23 protein-coding genes are annotated in these 20,082 nt (G+C 30.8%); 21 read left to right on the forward strand and 2 right to left on the reverse strand.

Annotation, left to right across the window (positions count from 1 at the left end):
- The first annotated feature begins 32 nt into the window (after positions 1-32).
- From FGM01_RS02460 to FGM01_RS02515, 12 genes are all read left to right on the forward strand, one after another.
- Entirely contained in the window at positions 33-740 is a 708-nt protein-coding gene (locus tag FGM01_RS02460) for a hypothetical protein (RefSeq protein WP_143409551.1), read from the forward strand.
- A gap of 155 nt (positions 741-895) precedes the next feature.
- Entirely contained in the window at positions 896-1,396 is a 501-nt protein-coding gene (locus FGM01_RS02465) for a hypothetical protein (protein ID WP_143409552.1), read from the forward strand.
- A 154-nt stretch (positions 1,397-1,550) separates the two neighbouring features.
- Positions 1,551-2,321 (forward strand): tetratricopeptide repeat protein, encoded by a 771-nt coding sequence (locus FGM01_RS02470; protein WP_143409553.1) that lies wholly within the window; start codon positions 1,551-1,553, stop codon positions 2,319-2,321.
- Positions 2,322-2,479: 158 nt separating this feature from the next.
- Positions 2,480-3,235 carry a hypothetical protein gene (locus FGM01_RS02475; RefSeq protein WP_143409554.1) on the forward strand — a complete coding sequence of 252 codons (756 nt, stop codon included), beginning with the start codon at positions 2,480-2,482 and terminating at the stop codon, positions 3,233-3,235.
- A gap of 186 nt (positions 3,236-3,421) precedes the next feature.
- The gene (locus tag FGM01_RS02480) at positions 3,422-4,312 is read left to right on the forward strand and encodes a hypothetical protein (protein WP_143409555.1); all 891 of its coding nucleotides are present in this window, start codon (positions 3,422-3,424) and stop codon (positions 4,310-4,312) included.
- Between the two features lie 155 nt (positions 4,313-4,467).
- Complete coding sequence (locus tag FGM01_RS02485) at positions 4,468-5,130, forward strand: hypothetical protein (protein ID WP_143409556.1); 663 nt, start codon at positions 4,468-4,470, stop codon at positions 5,128-5,130.
- Between the two features lie 160 nt (positions 5,131-5,290).
- Positions 5,291-6,418 carry a hypothetical protein gene (locus FGM01_RS02490; RefSeq protein ID WP_143409557.1) on the forward strand — a complete coding sequence of 376 codons (1,128 nt, stop codon included), beginning with the start codon at positions 5,291-5,293 and terminating at the stop codon, positions 6,416-6,418.
- 976 nt (positions 6,419-7,394) lie between these two features.
- Positions 7,395-7,742 (forward strand): cytochrome c oxidase assembly factor Coa1 family protein, encoded by a 348-nt coding sequence (locus tag FGM01_RS02495; RefSeq protein WP_143409558.1) that lies wholly within the window; start codon positions 7,395-7,397, stop codon positions 7,740-7,742.
- 411 nt (positions 7,743-8,153) lie between these two features.
- On the forward strand, positions 8,154-9,029 hold the full coding sequence (locus FGM01_RS02500) for a carboxypeptidase-like regulatory domain-containing protein (protein WP_166435176.1): 876 nt from the start codon (positions 8,154-8,156) through the stop codon (positions 9,027-9,029).
- 171 nt (positions 9,030-9,200) lie between these two features.
- Positions 9,201-10,139 carry an SRPBCC family protein gene (locus FGM01_RS02505; RefSeq protein ID WP_143409560.1) on the forward strand — a complete coding sequence of 313 codons (939 nt, stop codon included), beginning with the start codon at positions 9,201-9,203 and terminating at the stop codon, positions 10,137-10,139.
- 197 nt (positions 10,140-10,336) lie between these two features.
- Positions 10,337-11,116, forward strand: a complete 780-nt coding sequence (locus tag FGM01_RS02510; RefSeq protein ID WP_143409561.1) for a DUF6090 family protein — start codon at positions 10,337-10,339, stop codon at positions 11,114-11,116.
- A gap of 161 nt (positions 11,117-11,277) precedes the next feature.
- Positions 11,278-12,270, forward strand: coding sequence for a TlpA disulfide reductase family protein (locus FGM01_RS02515; RefSeq protein ID WP_143409562.1), 993 nt, complete (start codon positions 11,278-11,280; stop codon positions 12,268-12,270).
- Between the two features lie 159 nt (positions 12,271-12,429).
- Here the strand turns inward: FGM01_RS02515 and FGM01_RS02520 are convergent, their stop codons facing one another.
- Positions 12,430-13,044: an RloB family protein gene (locus tag FGM01_RS02520; RefSeq protein ID WP_143409563.1), complete on the reverse strand. Its 615-nt coding sequence runs from the start codon at positions 13,042-13,044 to the stop codon at positions 12,430-12,432.
- On the reverse strand, positions 13,037-14,413 hold the full coding sequence (locus FGM01_RS02525) for an AAA family ATPase (RefSeq protein WP_143409564.1): 1,377 nt from the start codon (positions 14,411-14,413) through the stop codon (positions 13,037-13,039). Before FGM01_RS02525 ends, FGM01_RS02520 begins: the two co-directional genes overlap by 8 nt.
- Before the next feature lie 259 nt (positions 14,414-14,672).
- Between FGM01_RS02525 and FGM01_RS02530 the strand changes: the two genes are divergently transcribed.
- From FGM01_RS02530 to FGM01_RS02565, 9 genes are all read left to right on the forward strand, one after another.
- Positions 14,673-15,191, forward strand: coding sequence for a hypothetical protein (locus FGM01_RS02530; protein WP_143409565.1), 519 nt, complete (start codon positions 14,673-14,675; stop codon positions 15,189-15,191).
- Complete coding sequence (locus FGM01_RS14690) at positions 15,188-15,313, forward strand: hypothetical protein (RefSeq protein WP_262710772.1); 126 nt, start codon at positions 15,188-15,190, stop codon at positions 15,311-15,313. The genes FGM01_RS02530 and FGM01_RS14690 overlap by 4 nt, the downstream gene beginning before the upstream one ends.
- An 11-nt stretch (positions 15,314-15,324) precedes the next feature.
- Complete coding sequence (locus FGM01_RS02535; RefSeq protein ID WP_143409566.1) at positions 15,325-15,912, forward strand: hypothetical protein; 588 nt, start codon at positions 15,325-15,327, stop codon at positions 15,910-15,912.
- A 290-nt stretch (positions 15,913-16,202) separates the two neighbouring features.
- Positions 16,203-16,676, forward strand: a complete 474-nt coding sequence (locus tag FGM01_RS02540; protein ID WP_143409567.1) for an RNA polymerase sigma factor — start codon at positions 16,203-16,205, stop codon at positions 16,674-16,676.
- A gap of 1 nt (position 16,677) precedes the next feature.
- Complete coding sequence (locus FGM01_RS02545) at positions 16,678-16,962, forward strand: hypothetical protein (RefSeq protein WP_143409568.1); 285 nt, start codon at positions 16,678-16,680, stop codon at positions 16,960-16,962.
- Between the two features lie 253 nt (positions 16,963-17,215).
- Positions 17,216-17,722, forward strand: a complete 507-nt coding sequence (locus FGM01_RS02550) for a hypothetical protein (protein WP_143409569.1) — start codon at positions 17,216-17,218, stop codon at positions 17,720-17,722.
- 8 nt (positions 17,723-17,730) lie between these two features.
- Positions 17,731-18,816, forward strand: coding sequence for a hypothetical protein (locus FGM01_RS02555; protein ID WP_143409570.1), 1,086 nt, complete (start codon positions 17,731-17,733; stop codon positions 18,814-18,816).
- The gene (locus tag FGM01_RS02560) at positions 18,804-19,241 is read left to right on the forward strand and encodes a hypothetical protein (protein ID WP_143409571.1); all 438 of its coding nucleotides are present in this window, start codon (positions 18,804-18,806) and stop codon (positions 19,239-19,241) included. The genes FGM01_RS02555 and FGM01_RS02560 overlap by 13 nt, the downstream gene beginning before the upstream one ends.
- Before the next feature lie 176 nt (positions 19,242-19,417).
- Complete coding sequence (locus tag FGM01_RS02565) at positions 19,418-20,077, forward strand: hypothetical protein (protein WP_143409572.1); 660 nt, start codon at positions 19,418-19,420, stop codon at positions 20,075-20,077.
- Positions 20,078-20,082: the final 5 nt, after the last annotated feature.

Consider the following 20,082-nt stretch of genomic DNA (forward strand, 5'->3'; position numbering starts at 1 on the left):
GACCGTTAGCTGCAAGCTCAACAGACATTTTTATGAAAAGAATACTACCAATTTTATTCGCATTATCAGCATTATCTTATTCGTGTCAAGAGAATAGGAAGAAACAAAAAGCTGAAAAAATTGATTTTTCCAAACAAGAAGTTTTAGACAGTCTTATACAAACTACATCTCAGTCTAATGATACATTATTTCTAGGTTTCAAAATTGGAATGACTAAAGAGGATTATAAGAAGCACATTAAATTTTTGCGAGAAAGTGGTAAAGAAATTACTTATTCTAATTCTAATAAAATTTCAAGTTTAGCAGGAACATTTGATTTGGGTAAAGGATATACTTTTAAAACAAATATCACCGATGAAATTGATGGTAAAAAATATACAGGTAAAGGTTCATATTTTCTGGAACCTGGATATAGCAAAAATGGAGAATTACTTCAGTTGACTATTTTCCCAATAGAAAAATTTACTGGTGATTACAGCATTTCAAACAAACCAAAATGGCTAGAAAAGAGAATCAAAGAAAATTCTGAGAAATTTTCTAACGTGGAATTAAAACAAGCTTTAATCGATAATAACATACTTAAGAGTTACGACTTTATCAGAAAAAAGGAAAATCTGGTAATTTATGAGAACACTCTCACAATTAATTATATAGATTTGAAAGCTCTTTACGCAGAGATTTTAATTAAAAACACAGAAAATAAAATTATCGAAGAAGAAAACGAGGATGTGCAGTTTTAATCGCCAGCAGCTAACAACGGTTCATCGCCAATAAGCGGCAGCGTTAGAAAGAAAATAATTAACTTGACCAACAAATCAATACTAAGCCGACAAATCCGCGTCCCACACTCCGCCAACTGGCGATAACCGAGACCGTTGTAGCGCATTTTTACAGAATGAAAAGAATTTCAAAAATAATATTCCTCTTTATAATCCTCGGACTAATGAGTTGTTCTAGTTCGTTTATAAAAAAAGAAAGGAATAGTACAATAAAATTGAACTCTATACCCGAGAATACAATTAAAATCGGAATTGAAAATGACGCAGTAATCTTGAAGTTTAATAGAAATGATTTAATTTATTTTCTCGAAAAAAAACTTGAGGAATTTAATGATCAGAGAATTAAAGGATATGTGAGCGATTTAAAATCAATAAAATCAGACACAATTTTTGATGCAAATAAAATAAAAGGCACTTTGCCTTTTGCTGAATATGAGATAAAATTTCATGAGCTTCTAAAAAAAGGGGATGCTATTGTTTTTGACAAGGAAGAAAATAAAGAGTTAGATAGAATTAAATATAAGTTTACTCTTGACAAACTAGGAGGAGAAGATGCATATTTCTATAAAATGAATGGAAAACAGATTTACCATATCCTTTTAGCGTTTGGGGAATAAAAACGCGCAACAACAACGGTTCATCGCCAATAAGCGGCAGCGTTAGTAAGAAAATAATTAACTTGACCAACAAATCAATACTAAGCCGACAAAGCCGCGTCCCCTACTCCGCCAACTGGCGATAACCGAGACCGTTGTAGTGCATTTTTATAAAATGAGAAGAACATTAAATTTTATATTTTTTCTAATAATTTTTAGCAGCTGTGATAATAACTCAGCTTCAAAAGAAGATCTTCAAAAAGCTTTAGAATTAAGTAATACAGCATCAGAATTTTTGATGAACGGAGAAATTTCCAAAGCAGAAGAATTCTATTCCCAGGCTTCAAAACTTGATCCCGAGAGCATAGACTATAAGTACGCTTTAATAGGAATTTTTATTCGAAGAGAAGAGTTTGATAAGGCACACGAAACTCTAGAAAGTTTGCCAAAAACAACTAAAGGAACACCGTATTACTTTCAAACAAAAGGATTTATTCTAGAGAAAGAAGGTAAGTTGCAAAAAGCACAATTGAATTATAAACAAGCATACAAATTATCAGATTCTGTAGAAGTTAGAGAGGAAGCAGATTTAATGCCCTTAGTTAATTTTTCTATGTTAGAAACTTTAGCAGGAGAAAAGGATAAAGCTGTTAATAGAATAAATAAAGTGCTACAGTATAATTTTTTGACTAGAAGTAACAAAGAGTATTTAGAAACTTTCAGAAACGAATTTGAATATTATTCTGGAAAAGGTAATTCCGATTTCGAACAAAAAAGAGATCTGACTTTATGCACTAAGAATATCGATAGTATAGAAAAAGTTTTGAAACAAAGACATATTAATATTTCGGGGACTTCTCAGACAAACGAAAAATATGATAAGATTTATATCTCTAACAAATTTGAAAAAGGACTGAAGAACTTAAAAAGCAAGATTTGCGAATAAAAACGCACAACAACAACGGTTAATCGCCAATAGACGGCAGCCTTAGTAAGAAAATAATTAACTTGACCAACAAACCAATACTAAGCCGACAAATCCGCGTCCCTTACTCCGCCAACTGGCGATAACCGAGACCGTTGCCAACAATAATTTGAAAGACCGTGAAAAGAATTTTATTTCTGACTTTATTATTAATTTCTTTAAAGGCATACTGTGATCCAATAGCATATAGCGACTCTTTAAGAATAGAAATAGAATCGGAAAATTACCACATAATTCATTTTCATGATTGGTCAGATAATACCTCGAAATCCAGGTATAAAATGATCTCTACTGATCAAAATCCATTTAACGATCAAAATAATTATGCCTATATTCAAGTAATAGATAAAAAAACTTGTGAAATAATTTTTAAAAAACCATCTCCTGCCCTAACACATATTGAAATTTCAAAAGATGAAAAATACATTATAGGAGTTTCAAATATAATGTTCTGGAATCCTATCCAATTTGTTATCTATAATTCAAGAGGAGAACTGATAAAAAGCAGACATTTCAGTAGTGAAGAAGCTAAATTAGATAATTCAAACTTAGAATACTTCAAAAATAAATATCCGAAACAATTCGACTTATTAAATCAAAAAGATAGAATTCATTATCATAAAGATTTTTATTACGTTGACTTTTTAAGTGCTAGAATGCCAGAATATTTAGGAAAATCTTCATGGAGCTTTCTCTTCGATCATGTAGCCTTAAATCATCTTACAAGCAATATCCGAGAGTCAACAACAAACTGGATTGATTGGTATAATAGAGAATCGCCGACAATTTCATTTAACTACTCAAATGAAAGATTAAGCTCAGTAAAAATATTGGATCCTAAATGTGAAATTATTGAAATAAAGATTAGAGAATAATTACTGTTGGCAACAACGGTTCATCGCCAATAGACGGCAGCCTTAGAAAGAAAATAATTAACTTGACCAACAAATCAATATTAAGCCGACAAAGCCGAGTTCCCTACTCCGCCAACTGGCGATAACCGAGACCGTTGTAGCCAATTTTTACATTGAAAATAGATGAAAAAACATTGCCTTTATTTCATGATTTTTCTATTAATATCATGTGCAGAAAAAAAAGAATGTTCTTATATAGAAGATTATTATCAATTAGTTTATGAAGCTGAAAAAGCATATTACCTAGAAGATTATCAAAAGGTTTTTGATAAAATGAGTGCTGCTACTTCCTCCTGTGAATTGATAAATCAAACTATGATTTATGAAATGGAAAAATATGCAGAGTCTGCAGCCATTATTGGTAAAAAAAAGAAAGCTTTAGAATTAATTAAAGAATTAATATTAAATGGTTATGAAATTGACCAAATAGAAGATAATGAGGCATTTTCATCAATTTTAAAATCCCAAGAATGGAATAAAATTAAATATGATTATTCTGATTTGAGGAAAGAATATCTAAATAATATAAATTTAGAATTGAGAGAACAAATTAGTGAAATGCAAAATGCTGATCAGTATTACCGACAAAGGTTAAAAGATAAAAACATAAATCGGGACAGTATATGGGAGAAAATAAATAGAACGGACTCAATTAATGATATTAAACTAAAAAACATAATTGAGGAATTTGGATATCCAGATTATAGATTAATTGGAGGATATAATATTGACCAAAGAAACGTTGATCCAGGTATCCTATTATTTCATTTTGATGATTATGATTACTACACCAAAACTCTTAAAAATTTAATTGACAAAGGAAAGGCTCCTCCACAAAGTTTAGGAAATTTCGTTGACAGTTACCAAAGAAGAGTACCAGAGCAAAAGAAATTTATTTATGGAATATATGATAATGTAAGTCCTGATGAAATCATAGATTACGCCAAGTTGGACAAAAGAAGAAAATCTATTGGATTAGCACCGATGAAACTAAAAAAATCTGTAGACAGTTTAAGAAGAATATATTATAACTTGTAAAAACTGGCAACAACAACGGTTCATCGCCAATAAGCGGCACCGTTAGTAAGATAATATTTAACTTGACCAACAACAAAATATTAAACCGACAAACCCGCGTCCCCTTACTCCGCCAACTGGCGATAACCGAGACCGTTGGCTAGCATATTAATATTATGAGACGTATTCTAATTTTTCTTTTATCGATGCTATTGTGGAGTTGTTCTTCAGCAGAAAAAAAAAGTAAATCTGAAAAAAATATTGGTCAAGAAAACATACAAGCATACAATATGCTAATTAAAGATTTTGAGAAAAATAAGCTCCATAAAATTTATCCAAATTTAGAAACGAACAAAGCTTATCATCGCTTACTTAAGGATATTCTAGAAAGAGAGATTGAAATATCAGAACTAATAACAAAAAAGGGAAATACAATATTTGAGAATACTTTGAAAAAAGAGTTGCAATGCTCAACAGATTCTGTTTGGGTCGATGAAATTCATAATAATGTAAGCTTAAAAGAAAAATGTTGGGATCCTAAAACAAATAGTTACAAATTTAAAAATCGTGAAGTAGCATATTTTGGACCTGGAATGGATAAAGACTCAATTTTAAACTCATATGAAAACCTTGTTAAATTTAATCATTACAGTAATTACATTGAAGAATTACAAGCTCATAATCCAAAAAGTGATTTTTTAGACAGCTATATTTATATGAAAGAAGCTGCTGGTGATATCGCCTTTTACGTGATTGCTGAGAATATGAGTAGAGCAAATGTGAATTTCAAACAACAAATTATTAAGCGAATTTTTATAACAGAAATTGTCTACAATTAAAACGCTAGCCAACAACGGTTCATCGTCAATAAGCGGCACCGTTAGAAAGAAAATAATTAACTTGACCAACAAACCATTACTAAGCCGACAAATCCGCGTTCCTTACTCCGCCAACTGGCGATAACCGAGACCGTTGTGTGCAAGCTTTAAAGAAAATTTTTTGAAAGAAGAGGTAACTTACAAATTAGATAGGATCGCTGATATTTGGAATTCATTCATTTGGGAATATGAATTTTGTAAACGGAAAATAAAATTCACACCTGAAGTACAAACAAATTATTTCGGCGATATACTGGGATATTTTCAAGATACATTTGATATCATTTTTGATAAAAGAACTTCAAAAACTTACTCCGACCAGTTTTCAAATCACATAAGTCTTTTACAAAGTATTTACATTCAACAAGATTTTATTGAAGAACTTTTAATAATATTCAAAAGTGGAATAAATAAAGGTGATTTAAAAGAAGATCCTAATTATACAATTAATCGAGAATTAAGAAATGAATTAGTAGGTCACCCGATAAGAAAACAGAATGGAAAATTCATTTCCTCTTGTCTATTTGCTTATAATAATAAGAAAGATAAAATTGTTTATTTAAGATATCACAAGAACAATAACTTCAAGTTTGAATCAATGGAATTTTCTATACCAGAAATTATTGATAGACATAGAAAGTTTTTAGATAAATATTTCGATAAAATCCTCAACAAGCTTAAAAAAATTTTAAGCGAATTCACAAAAGAAATTGAGAATATAGAAAGTCTTATTGACAAAAAGAGTTTTGTTGAAGTTTTAAATATATCCCAGGTATTTTATGAATCAATCTTCAAATATGATTTCATCTATGATAGAGAATCGCTTTTACTAATCTATGCCAGAAAAGATGAACACATAAGATATCAAAATTTGATTGATAAGTTTTATTATGATTTAAAATCTAGCCTAAAAGAAAAGAAAGAGTATGCGAATCAACTTTTCGAACCAAGAAAAAAAATAGAAAGAACCAATCAAGAAAACCCAATATTAAATATAAGATTTACGAATTCATCAGAAAAAAAGGAGTCCAAAAAGGAAAGACCAGTAACTTACCATTATGAACTTGGGAAAATTGCAACTAAAAGAAATCCCATGGATTTTGATTTTTTCGGAGGCAGTTTGAGGAGAAAATGTTTAGATAATGAATTAGTTCAAAACGAATTAAATCATATGGAATCCAACATATACAATGACATCGAATACTTTACAGCTTATAAACTTATTTGTACAGAATTAAAAGAGGCCTAAAAGCCAGCACACAACAACGGTTCATCGCCAATAAGCGGCAGCGTTAGTAAGAAAATAATTAACTTGACCAACAAACCAATACTAAGCCGACAAATCCGCGTCCCCTACTCCGCCAACTGGCGATAACCGAGACCGTTGTGTGCAATCAGATAATTCAGTTGGAGAATAAACATATTTACATAAAACAACAGAATCATACTAAACTGTATATCCTGCCAAAGGATCAGATAGTTTTTGAATCAAACCTAAAAGAACATAATGTTCCTTTCTATTCCGACCAAGATATTCAACCATTTACAGATACAGGAATAAGATATTTTGTGCTTGACTCTGACAGATATAAAATTGATAAGTTATTAAAGGACAAAAAGATCATAGCAAGTACCGAAACAATTCCAAGCTATGATTACAGAGATCAAAAGAAGATTGGGACAATTTCAATAATTGTAGTTAGTATTGTAATCATCTTAACTTTAATAATTCTTTACTTATAATGAGTTTTGGAGCTGGACACGTTCAGGATATGAATAATCGGTTAAAGCAAAACCGAGCAAACAAACCTTCCAATCGAGCAAAGTTTAAAGAAAATAACCGAGAAGGAATCTAGTCCAAAAAACAACAAAATGATAAAATTAAATTTCACCAGGTTCCTAAAGAAAAATTAGAACGAATAAAAGAAGCTATTAGATTAAAATCGAAAAGTGAAAAACTAAAACAGATTAAAATTCTAGTAATTTCATTAATAATAACTATAATAATAATGATCGCGGTTTTTAGCTATTAATCCGTAAAGACTGCACACAACAACGGTTCATCGCCAATAAGCGGCACCGTTAGAAAGAAAATAATTAACTTGACCAACAAACCAATACTAAGCCGACAAATCCGCGTCCCCTACTCCGCCAACTGGCGATAACCGAGACCGTTGTGAAGCATTAGAACATTTAGTTAAACGAGAAATATTAAAATTTAAGAGTTGAAAAATAATAAGATTATTAAGTACATCTCCTATACAATTCTGGGTATGTTATTATTAGTTCTAGTAGTAACAATTGGAAATACTATTAAAATTTCCAATTCTGATGAATATGCACTAGCAAAAGATTATTTAAAAAATAATAAAGAACTTATTGAAGAGATAGGTGAAATTCAAAGTTTTGGAAGCTTTCCATCTGGAAGTATTAGATCCGAAGACGGAGCAAAATTTGCCCAAATTGAAACAGATGTAGAAGGAAAAAGTTCTGAAGTTAAGGTAATACTTTTGATGAGCAAGCAACCTCTTGATAATTGGAAGTTCGATCAACTTTACCTACAAAAAGAATGATCAAAATATTATACGTTGTATCCTCTATTTTCATAATAGTTTGCGTTTTCTCCTTATTGGGATTGACAAATTTTATTCTTGTAGAAGATGGAAAGGTCTTATCAACTGAATTTGCTCAATACATTTTTGAAATAATATTCTTCGGTTTATTATCTCTAATTATATTTAGAATAGCAAAAAATAAAAAACAGGAAATTAAGACCTGAATTAGATAAAAACTTTAAAAAAAAATAGTGATGTGTTAATTCGATAAAGACGCTTCACAACAACGGTTCATCGCCAATAAGCGGCACCGTTAGTAAGAAAATAATTAACTTGACCAACAAACCAATACTAAGCCGACAAAGCCGTGTCCCTTACTCCGCCAACTGGCGATAACCGAGACCGTTGTGCAGCATTTACCTGAGAAATTTGATTAAAAACTACCTTATATTTTCCTTTCTCCTAGTTCCAATCTTATGTTGGAGTCAATTTAAAGTTTCCGGAATTGTAAAATCTAAAGCTGAGAATGCTCCATTTCCAGGTGTCATAATTATTGAAAAAGGAACAAGAAATGGAACTGAATCAAATTTGGAGGGTGAATTTGAAATTGAGGTTTCGGATCCTAACTCAACTTTAGTTTTATCCTTTGTAGGAATGGTGACCAAAGAATTTAAACTTAAGGGAGAAAGTGAAGTCATTATAGAAATGAAATATGATTGCAACAAAGATTTCTTTGATGCGTACCAAATTAAAATATATGGACAGTCAGGGTTAATAAATAATCCTATTGGTGGACAAATTGATATTTCCTCACCTTACATATTTTTTGGAGGAGTATTAGAAGCCAGTTATAGCTATCAGACAAATTCAAAAGAAAATATTTTCCAAGAAGGTAGTTTAGAATTTAAACATCCAATTTCTAATTGTGATTTTGACATTGACTTTAGAACTAGCTTTCGCGATTTTGAATTTGAAAACAAATTTGATAACAGAGGTTATTCATTTGAAACAGATTTTAATATTTCGAGATATAGTTTTATAGCTGGATACAGCCATCTAGAATTTAATAATATTAATACTTCGAAAAAGTATAATTCTTCAGGAGTATTAATTGGGTTTGGAACTTCATTCGGACAACCACTTTATCCAGAGGTTGTAGGAAAAATTTCGATTTATAAGGATAATATTGAGTACCAGGGTAAAATTCAAGGAAATTATAAACGGTTTTTGATATTTCTAAAATATTATAAATTAAGTTCCTTTAATGAGTTAAGTCTCGGAATAGGATATAACCTCAATTATTAATTTGAGAGGTAAACGCAGCACAACAACGGTTAATCGCCAATAGCCTGCACCGTTAGTAAGAAAATAATTAACTTGACCAACAAACCAATACTAAGCCGACAAATCCGCGTTCCTTACTCCGCCAACTGGCGATAACCGAGACCGTTGTAAAAAATTTAGAAGAAAAATTTCGTGAATCAAATTTGGAATAAAACAAACTATAAATCCTGGATTATAACATTAGTTATTGTTCAAGTTCTTGGATATATATCTATTAACTACTTTGGAGATTACGGCTGGACAGTTTTCTTCTTAATACCAATAATTTTAGGATTTTTACCTCCATTTATTTCTGGTAGAAAAATAAAACTTTCAAAAACGGATGCTTACAATTTAAGTTTCGTAGCATTTATTTTTGCTTCGTTACTCTTATTAATATTTGCAATTGAAGGATTAATTTGTCTCTTAATGGCAAGTCCATTATTACTTTTAGCTGGTTGGATTGGATCCTATTTCGGATACAGATTATCAGGAACAAAAAAACTAAATCCAACAAATCTGACTATAATAATATTAATTCTATCATTCGGATTTTTAGGATTTGACACAATTAATAAACCTGAAAAATTAATTCCTGTAACTACAAAAGTTAAGGTAAACGTGCCAATTGAAGATGTTTGGAAAAATGTTATAACATTTGATACAATAAAAGAACCTGAAAACTGGATTTTTAAAACAGGTATATCCTATCCGACAAATGCAACAATAGAAGGATCAGGCGTAGGTGCAATCAGATATTGCAATTTTACAACAGGTAGCTTTGTAGAACCTATTACTACTTGGAATGAACCAAATTTATTACAGTTCGATGTAAAAGAACAACCAATTCCAATGAACGAAATAAACCCATTTTGGGATATTCACCCACCACACTTAGATGGATATTTTAAGTCCTATAAAGGACAATTTAAATTAACTAAGGAAAACGATAACGTGACAATTCTTGAAGGAACCACCTGGTATAAAAATGATATTTACCCAGAGTTCTATTGGAAATTGTGGTCTGACTACATAATTCATAACATCCACAATAGAGTTTTGGAACACATCAAAAAAGAATCAGAGAACTAAACTTTTTACAACAACGGTTCATCGCCAATAAGCGGCAGCTTTAGAAAGAAAATAATTAACTTGACCAACAAACCAATACTAAGCCGACAACTCCGCGTCCCTTACTCCGCCAACTGGCGATAACCGAGACCGTTGTGCTTCATTATTTGATTAAGCTAATCGCATAAAAAGAATATCTTTAGAGAAATCAACCTCTAATGATAAATTTCTTTAGAAAAATTAGACAAAAGACACTTACGAATAATAAATTCAGTAAGTATCTCCTTTATGCGATTGGCGAAATTATTCTTGTAGTTATAGGAATATTAATTGCACTCCAGATTAATAATTGGAATGAATCTACCAAACTTGGAAAAGAAGAAACCCTCTACTTAAAAAGATTAAAAATAGATTTAGAGAAGGATACACTTTATTATAATAAGAATATTGCAAGAGCTAATTTATTAATAGATAGGAACACTTCATTTTTAAAACAAATCTATGACAAACAAAAATCAATTGAGGAAGGCAGAGAGTTGATGAATATTCCATTGTGGGATTCCGAATACCTCACCATCCAAGACAATACATTTAGGGAACTTGTTAGTTCTGGGAAACTCAATATTATTTCCAATTCAAAATTAAAAGTAGCAGTAGTTGATCTTTATCGATTAATAGAATCTAATGGCAATAATATTAAAGAAGGTAATGAATATTCTAGAGAGCTTATGGCCAATTATGCTAGTACTTATCCTGGTGCAATTAAACAAACAAGAAATCCAAAAGAGTTGATGAATTTTGTTAATGATGAAATGTTTCGAATGGAAGACTTTCAATTTCTCAATAATCCATCCAGTTCTCAATTTCAAAGTTTAGAAGATGTGATTTTGGTATACATAGCTAAACACGAAGGTTTTATTATTCTATTTGAAGAATTAAAGGATAAATCAAAAGATGTATTATATCAAATTGAACAAGAAATTAATGAAAACAAATAACGAAAGCACAACAACGGTTCATCGCCAATAAGCGGCAGCGTTAGTAAGAAAATAATTAACTTGACCAACGAACCAATACTAAGCCGACAAATCCGCGTCCCCTACTCCGCCAACTGGCGATAACCGAGACCGTTGGCAACAAGCATTAAATAAAAAATCGTATGAAAAAATTAATTTTCGGACTTTTCTTAATTATACTAAGTTCTTGCAATGAAAAAGAGCAGATAGAATTTTCTTTAGAAGGAAAAACTAAAGGAATTGAAAATGGAACTTTATTATATTTAGATGCCGATAATGGCATTTTAGATTCAACAAAGATTAAAGAAAATACATTTACTTTCCATACAGATTTAACCGAATCTCCAAAACAGGTAATTCTTAGAACGAAAGATTTTTCCCATTACAGATATTTATGGTTAGAAGATTCTACAATGACATTTGATGCAACTAAATCGGATTTTAGACTTGCGAAGGTAACTGGATCGTATGAAGAAAATTTAAGTCAAAAACTAAGCAAAAAAACAGATTCTTTACCAAGAGATGAACAACTCAAAATGGATATGGAATTTGTAGAAAATCATCCAAATAGTATTCATAGTTCATACTTACTTTCAGTTTACTCATCAACCTGGGGTAAGAAAAAAACCGTTGAATTATATGAAAACTTTTCATCCAAGAATAAAAATAACCAATACGGAAAGAAGATTTCGAAATATATTGAATTAAACCAAAACCCAAAATTAGGGGAACAGTTTGTAGATTTCGAAATGCAGGATACAGTAGGAAAAATTAAAAAACTGTCTAGTCTAAAAGGTAAAGCAATTTTACTTGAATTCTGGGCAGCTTGGTGCGGACCATGTCGAAAGGAAAATCCTAATCTAGTAAAAACATATAATAAGTTTCATCCAAAAGGATTTGAAATATTTGCGGTCTCTTTAGATTCTAATAAAGAAAATTGGCTAAAGGCAATTAAAGATGATAGTTTAATATGGAATCATGTAAACGATTTGAAAGGTGATGAAAATAAAGCTTCCTTGATTTATGGAATAAATGGAATACCGGATAACTTTTTAATCTCAGAAAGTGGAGAAATTATTGGGAGGAATTTAAGAGGAGAAAAATTGAATCAAAAATTAACAGAAATCTTGCAATAATGCCAGTTGCCAACAACGGTTCATCGCCAATAGCCGGCACAGTTAGAAAGAAAATAATTAACTTGACCAACAAACCAATACTAAACCGACAAATCCGCGTCCCCTACTCCGCCAACTGGCGATAACCGAGACCGTTGTGCGCAATCTAAAACAAGATGTTTATTTCTTGAATCTCAGCAATTCCTCTAACAATTTATATACTCGAGAAGTATTTTCAACAGGAATAAAATTTTCTTCTTCTGTATCAAAAGCAGCTCCTCGTTTTATAGCTTCTTTGATATAATCAGACCAATTACCTCCGAAACCTTGCTCAATACACTTTTCATGTAACTCATTTTTTAACTGCTTAGAAGTTTTAGAAGTAATGTTGTCAGGATCATCCAAGTGCATCCATAACCAGACTTCAAAACTAGGATTACTAATAGCTAAGAACCTTTTTTCATCTAAATCGCAATATTCTTTGACAGCCTCATATTGCTCTATAGGATACCTATCAACATCCAATACAAACCAAACCTGGTCTCCATCCTCTATATTAACTCCCCTGGTAGGATCTTCTACAAAAGTTTTAACTCTTTCTAAAACCCTTATCGGCGCAGACTCACCATTTAATGGAGGCAATGGATGTATAAATGCTACGTTAGATTCTAGAAAATCATTTTCTACCTTATTAAAGTATTTAGGTTCTCTTTTACTTCCCTCATACCCAATAATTATCATAGAGGCACTTCTACTTGCCTCTCGTCTATTATAAGAAAGCGCAACTCTATCCATTCCAATTCAAATCACTAAGATTTGACATAAATGGAATTGCACCATATCTACCCTGTAAATATCCTTTTTGGATATCCTTATCATATCTTTCACTAAAATCACTTAAAGGAAATAAGTCGGTACTACCTTCATTCCTTTTTTCAGTAAACCAAATTTCATCTTGGCGTAATAAAGATTGATCTAAAAGATTTGATTCATGCGTAGTGAAAATCAATTGACTTTTATTATCCGCTTTACTTAGAAATAAACTGAGAAGTTGCTTGGCTAAAATTGGATGCATACTTCTTTCAATTTCATCAACTATAACCACTGTATCTTTCTCTAAAAGATTATAAAAAACTGGGGCTAATTCTAATAATCTATTTGTCCCATCTGATTCTTCGCCTAATTCAAATGGTATATCCCCAATATGAATAGGCTTAAGAACAAGAACTACTGGTTCCTCTTTTTCATTATAAGTAGCGTAATTCAATTTTCCCTTTTTCCAAAAGGCTGTACCAAACTGATATTTTTTTGAATCCTCTTTATCAACTTCATCCTGATGTCTATCCCAGATATCCTTTAAATAGTCCTCAATTTCTATTTTAAAATCTTCATCGTCATAACTAAAAAATACATCAAATTTTACTTCAGAAACATGAATATCTAAAACTCCCGTTTTAGAAGATTTCAAAAGATTGCTTGCAAATTTCCGGACATCTTCTTGAGAAGAAATAATTGGAATCGACAAAGTATCTGAGTGAGGTTTAATAATTCTTAATTCTTCAAACCATTTAAATGCTTGCGTCAATATTGGATAATCACCTAAAACTTCAGGAATTATAGATAAAAAAGTTTCATTTGCCTTTAAAATTTTCTTTTTCTCATATCCTCTTATAAAAGATAAATCTTCTTCACTAATTTTAAACTCAAAATCTATTGGAGAATCCTTCTTTCTACGAAAAACTAAGTTTGCTAAATTTTTATTTGCACTTTCGACAATATATAACCATTCATCAGAAATTTCTCCTTTTTCTATTTCCACAGCATAATCATAATGCACATTCCCGGATTCAAATTCAATTCGAAAAACAGAAGGTTTATCACCACATTGCTTGTCTAATTTGAATTTTGAACTTTTTGGAAGTAAAACAGTTTCTTCATCTTTTTCCTCAATAATTAGGAATTTTAGAAAGTCTATAGCCTCTACCAAATTACTTTTACCTGCTCCATTTGCTCCATATATAGCAGCAGCTTTAATCAAACTAACTCCCGAAGATGTTTCTCTAACATGCTCCGAATGAGTTCGGTAATTTTTTCCAACAAACATGTTGAATTCGGTATCATCTTTAAATGACAAAAAATTCTTAACTGAAAATCTCAACAACATAACAAAGTGATTTAATCTCTTTCGAGTTCTCAATATTACTAAAAATAAACTATAATTATGAGATTTGAAGGCTTATAAAGTGAAAAAATCTCTTTCCATTAGTTTTAGACAGCGCACAACAACGGTTCATCGCCAATAAGCGGCACCGTTAGTAAGAAAATAATTAACTTGACCAACAAACCAATACTAAGCCGACAACTCCGCGTCCCGCACTCCGCCAACTGGCGATAACCGAGACCGTTGGCAGCAAGCAAAAATTATGAATGACTATTCATTTTATAAAAGTCTTTATGACAGAGAATTAAATAGAAGGGTGCATTTCGATAATTCAATAAACTTACCCGTTACCATTTTAACTTTAATAGTTGGTTTGAATTATTACTACATAAAAAATATCGGGATAAAGGATATTAATGAAATTCTATTTTGGGATTATTCTGGATTCCTCCTGGTATCTATATTATTTCTCACAAGTCTTTTCTTCCTAATTAAGTCATACAATAACTTGTTCAGAGGATTCAGTTATAGAAACCTAGCGACACCTTCAGAAATTGCAGATTTTAAAAACGAGTTGGATAAATACAATGATCAAGTAGATGAAAAAGTATCCTTTGAAAGTGTAATCGTTGAAAAACTAAACCAAGTTTCTGATAATCATATTTTAATTAATGATCAGAGAAGCATCGATTTATATAGATGTAAAACTTTTATAATCCTTACATTAATAGCTTCTGGATTGAACATAATCATTTTAACCATAAAAAATCTCCAAATATGAGCGACAAAGACAAAAATGAACCAAAAAAACCACAGAAACCAGTATTTCCGAAATTTCCAACTGACAGAGTAGAAAAAGGACAAGTTCCCACAGATCCAAAAAATAAGAATGGTAAAAACTAATGGGAATTTGAATGAATAAACTAACATCAAAACAGGTTTCTAAACTTTCAATAGATTCCTTTAATGAGGACGAGTGGAAACCTGTTATTGAATTTTTCTGGAATAGATATAACAAACGGTATTTCGATCAAATAGAAATTTTAGAAAATCACGATAATTATGAAATAAGAAACAATTGTGGTTTTCTAATTGCTAGCATTGATTGTATTCTAATTGAAACATTAGAACAATATTATCTCGGTAGAGACGAAACTGTAGGAAAAAATGATGACCCATTTAAAACCTTCTTCACTAGATCAAAAGCTTTCCATAATGTGATAGATCCAAATGATGCAGGTAGATTTGCAGGATTAGTTCGCTCTGGATTATTACATCAATCAAAAACTAAGAAGGCCACTGTAATAAATATAAAACCTTCTACTCCAATAATTGGTTGGATAAACCCAGAGGATAAAAGTGAAGAATTCAAACTAAATAGAAGAAAATTCCACAAAAATGTGATTAAAGAATATCAGAATTTAATAGATAATATAAAAGCACAGGAAAATTCTGATTTAAGAGAAAAATTTAAAAATAAAATTCTCACAATAATTGAATAGACATTTGCCAGCTGCCAACAACGGTTCATCGCCAATAAGCGGTAGCATTAGTAAGAAAATAATTAACTTGACCAACAAACCAATACTAAGCCGACAAATCCGCGTCCCGCACTCCGCCAACTGGCGATAACCGAGACCGTTGGCAATAATAGCATCGAACTCCATTTCAGACCTATTCTTCAAAAGAATTTATAATCATATTGTCATATTTTTACAATTCATGTAACTAAATATAATAGAGGGTCGAAAGACTTTAATTATACAATAAGGAAAAACAATCATTTGAGCAGATTCTTGAGAAGAATAAAGAAAAGATCTACAGAATCTGTAAAATCTATGCTGTTTCTCCAATTGAACCAGAAGATTTATTTCAGGAAGTTACTTATCAGATATGGAAGGCTTTGTCTACGTTTGAGAATAAATCCACTATAGATACTTGGGTTTATAGAATTACATTGAATGTATGCATTCGCTCTAAAAACAAATTAAATAGGTTCAACGATAAAAGTGTGAGATTAGAAACAATTAATTTTCAACCAACATCAATTTATCCAGACCAAGATTTGGAGAAAAAATATAAGGCACTTCAAGAATGCATAAACACACTAAGTAAAATAAATCAAGCCATTGTTATATTTTCCTTAGAAGACTTACCCTATAAAGAAATAGCAAAAATTACAGGATTAACAGAAAATCATGTTGCTGTAAAAATGAAAAGAATTAGAAAAGAACTTTTAGATTGTTTAATTTCTAAAATAGATTAATATGACACAGAAAATAGAATGGCAAGAAATAAAAGAAATTTGGAAAAATTCTTCACAAACAAAGAAGATTGATATTCATATTTCCCAATTGCAAGATGAATTAAAAAGTAAAGCAAGTGAATTTGAAAAGAATTCTATCAAATCGGATATTTCGTTTCTAACTCCATATTGGGAAGATTTTAAATCGAAGACAAGTCAATTTGAAAAAGATTCGATAAAAAATGATTTATTGAAGATAACTAAATCACTAAAAAACTTTCTTTCAATATTTAAAAGGAAGAAATAGTATTCTAACCTACTATTGCCAACAACGGTTAATCGCCAATAAGCGGCACCGTTAGATAAAAAATAATTAACTTGACTAACAAACCAATACTAAACCGACAAATCCGCGTCCCTTACTCCGCCAACTGGCGATAACCGAGACCGTTACAAAAAATTGCGCTAAGAAAAATTTCGTTTCTTTTAAGAAAATTTATATATATTGCAATCCGTAGCCCTACCTATTTCATTTATTTATCAACTTAACCTTCCTAAAAATGAAATTAGTTCATTCCAAATTTTCAATTCTCGCTTTATTTCTATTATTTATTGTTTATAGCTGTGAAAAAGAATCGGTATTAGAAAGCGATGTAGAAATAGAAAATTCACAAAATTCAGAAGATAACATAAATGAACCTTTTTCCGGTTTTAAAATCGAATATAAAGGAACGGTTACTTCTGCCAATCAATTCATAAAAGACGATAAGCATTTAGCTGAATTTGTCAAACAATTTAATTCTGGTGGAACAGGAAAAAGTTCTATAACATCCGTAAAATATGATTTTGAAATTGATACTTCCAGAGTTCAACTTATAGAAACTGCTCATTATAAAAGTTATACTTTTCCAATATTTAGAGAAAATTCAACAAGAGATACCTTAGAAAATTATGTGCTTACGTTTTACCGCGATGGTACCATTCGTCAATATAAAATAGATTATCCTGTAATATATCATCAAATGATGAATATGATTTTTCAAGCACCAGAGTTAAGACTATCGTAGATGACGATTTGATATTAAGAAGCTCAACAGACGGGAGTTGCTATGAGTTTACTCAATATGAGGACGGAGTTTGTACAGATAATACCTGTAAGTCAGGAAAGCACACATTAGAAAATGGAAGTGAATGTGATTATTGGGGAACTATTGATCAAGCTACACGTACTTGTACAGACGGAGGATATGTTACCACCACATCTTGTGGAGGAAGCGGAAGTGATGGTGGCACAGATCCTAGCACAGGAGGAACTGGAGGCTCTGGAGGTTCTACAGGTGGCGATCCGGCAGATAGTGAACCAGATAGCCTAGATCCCGACTCTAATCCTGTGCTTACGAAGCCTCTTGAAAGAAGTTGTATTGCAGGTTATACTAAAGACGAAAATGGGAGTTGTGTAATTGATGATGAATATCAGATAATTAATGAATTAGAAGGAAAGGCACTTTGTGTATATAACAAACTAAAATCTACAAGCACTGGATTTAAAAATGCTATTAAAAAATTTGAACCAGATTTTCCTGTAGCTCATTTAAAATTTGAAATTGATTATACAATGTCATCTAATACTAAAAAGGGATATACAAGGCCACCAGAAAATTACGTAATAGATATAGTACTTAATGGAAATGCTATTAAAGATGCTAGTTTCCAGAAAAGACCAAATTTGTTAGTTGCTAAAACCATAATACATGAGATAATACACGCAGAAATGTGGAGAAAATTACTTTCATTAGCCAGTGATAATGGCGATATTGATATTAATAAGTTAGATCAAATGCTTCTTGAGGGAGATTATCCGGGTATGCTCGATTATTATTTGAGATATGGTAGAAATATTAACAGTAATTGGCAACATCAGCAGATGGCTGCTCATTATAGAGAAACAATTGCTAGAGCTTTACAAGAATTTGATACAGGTACTCCTGTTCCCTCTGATCAACAACCATCACAATTTTATAAAGATCTGGCTTGGGAAGGTTTAATTTACTCAGATATTACAGCATGGCAACAGGTTATGAATGCAGAAGAAGACAATAGAATTGAATCAGTTATATCAAATTATATTGGTATTAAACAAAATGAATCATGTGTAGAATAAAGCGATTTTTTATAATAACATTTTCACTAATTATTTGTGAAAATTTATCAGCACAAAATAATAACAAAGATTTTTATCTAATTTTTGATAGTTTATCTAATAAAGCCTATGAATATGAAATCGGGAATGGTAAAGTTGCAGAAGAAAAAGTTTATAGAAAGGAATTAAAAAAGAATGGTGATAGAATATTTTATATTAAGAAAGAATTATTTAGAAATATAAATAAAGCCAATACCATTGATACTTGTAATATCGAAAGTTGGCCAGAAAACAATATTTCAAACCTTTCCGAACTTAAAAGAAAATTAGATACGATTAATGCATTATATCCATACAAAGTTTATCCTAATTTGTTTTTGATAGAAAAATTAAATGATTCAATTTTTGTGAGGTATAAAGTTAAATGGGAATATTATTTGGGATAATATTATTGTTAGATAAGGTTAGCGCAACTTTATGTAACAGCGGTTCATCTCAAATTACGGGTAATCAGGAAAAAGTGTAATTTTGGAAACCAGGAAAGAAATTGGTTAATCCGACAAGTCCGCGTCCCTACTCCCGCAACTTGCGATAACCGCAAACCGTTGGCAATAATTATGATATGAAGAAATATATAATTTTAATACAAATATTAATAGTTTCAGTTTCTTACTCCCAAAGTAAACTAAAAGGAAAATTTTGCAATTCGTTTAACGGAGGGTTTAGTTCAATTTGTATTGAATTTAAAGAAAATTCAAAGTTCCAATATTCTACTCACGGTTGTTTAGGAATTGAAGATATAGGAACTGGAAATTTTAGTTTAAAATCTAAAAAAATGATTTTAAATTTTGATAAAGTAGAAACTAAACAAAAAAGTAAAATTGAGATTGAAAATATTATCAATCAATATAACAAGGACTCAATAAAATTACACTTCAAAGTTTTAGATGGATACAACGATCAAATGCCAATGCCAGCTACGATTTTATTAGGATCTAATTCTTTTGAATATGTAAAAGGGTATCAAGTAAATAAATCTGGAGAAGCAACTATTTTAAAGGAGCGTAATTCGGAAAAAGAGAAATATCGGGTTTTATTCATAGGATACGAATTATTTGAGTTCGACTTATCTAACTCATCATCGAAAAATATAGAAATAACATTAGAACCAGCAGGTCCAAAAATTATTTCTGATAAATCTTTTGAGTACAAAATAGAAAAAATAAAAGATGATTTAATAATTCTAAAAGACGGCAATCAATTCAAAAAAATCGAATCATAACTATT

The sequence above is a fragment of the Christiangramia sabulilitoris genome (assembly GCF_007050985.1).
Classification (GTDB): Bacteria; Bacteroidota; Bacteroidia; order Flavobacteriales; family Flavobacteriaceae; genus Christiangramia; species Christiangramia sabulilitoris.

What these genes read in the sequence shown, in the direction of transcription:
- FGM01_RS02460 (WP_143409551.1), top strand. Translation starts at nt 33, where the DNA reads ATGAAAAGAATACTACCAATTTTATTCGCATTATCAGCATTATCTTAT.
- FGM01_RS02465 (WP_143409552.1), top strand. Translation starts at nt 896, where the DNA reads ATGAAAAGAATTTCAAAAATAATATTCCTCTTTATAATCCTCGGACTA.
- FGM01_RS02470 (WP_143409553.1), top strand. Translation starts at nt 1,551, where the DNA reads ATGAGAAGAACATTAAATTTTATATTTTTTCTAATAATTTTTAGCAGC.
- FGM01_RS02480 (WP_143409555.1), top strand. Translation starts at nt 3,422, where the DNA reads ATGATTTTTCTATTAATATCATGTGCAGAAAAAAAAGAATGTTCTTAT.
- FGM01_RS02485 (WP_143409556.1), top strand. Translation starts at nt 4,468, where the DNA reads ATGAGACGTATTCTAATTTTTCTTTTATCGATGCTATTGTGGAGTTGT.
- FGM01_RS02510 (WP_143409561.1), top strand. Translation starts at nt 10,337, where the DNA reads ATGATAAATTTCTTTAGAAAAATTAGACAAAAGACACTTACGAATAAT.
- FGM01_RS02515 (WP_143409562.1), top strand. Translation starts at nt 11,278, where the DNA reads ATGAAAAAATTAATTTTCGGACTTTTCTTAATTATACTAAGTTCTTGC.
- FGM01_RS02520 (WP_143409563.1), bottom strand. Translation starts at nt 13,044, where the DNA reads ATGGATAGAGTTGCGCTTTCTTATAATAGACGAGAGGCAAGTAGAAGT.
- FGM01_RS02525 (WP_143409564.1), bottom strand. Translation starts at nt 14,413, where the DNA reads ATGTTGTTGAGATTTTCAGTTAAGAATTTTTTGTCATTTAAAGATGAT.
- FGM01_RS02530 (WP_143409565.1), top strand. Translation starts at nt 14,673, where the DNA reads ATGAATGACTATTCATTTTATAAAAGTCTTTATGACAGAGAATTAAAT.
- FGM01_RS14690 (WP_262710772.1), top strand. Translation starts at nt 15,188, where the DNA reads ATGAGCGACAAAGACAAAAATGAACCAAAAAAACCACAGAAACCAGTA.
- FGM01_RS02535 (WP_143409566.1), top strand. Translation starts at nt 15,325, where the DNA reads ATGAATAAACTAACATCAAAACAGGTTTCTAAACTTTCAATAGATTCC.
- FGM01_RS02545 (WP_143409568.1), top strand. Translation starts at nt 16,678, where the DNA reads ATGACACAGAAAATAGAATGGCAAGAAATAAAAGAAATTTGGAAAAAT.
- FGM01_RS02550 (WP_143409569.1), top strand. Translation starts at nt 17,216, where the DNA reads ATGAAATTAGTTCATTCCAAATTTTCAATTCTCGCTTTATTTCTATTA.
- FGM01_RS02560 (WP_143409571.1), top strand. Translation starts at nt 18,804, where the DNA reads ATGTGTAGAATAAAGCGATTTTTTATAATAACATTTTCACTAATTATT.
- FGM01_RS02565 (WP_143409572.1), top strand. Translation starts at nt 19,418, where the DNA reads ATGAAGAAATATATAATTTTAATACAAATATTAATAGTTTCAGTTTCT.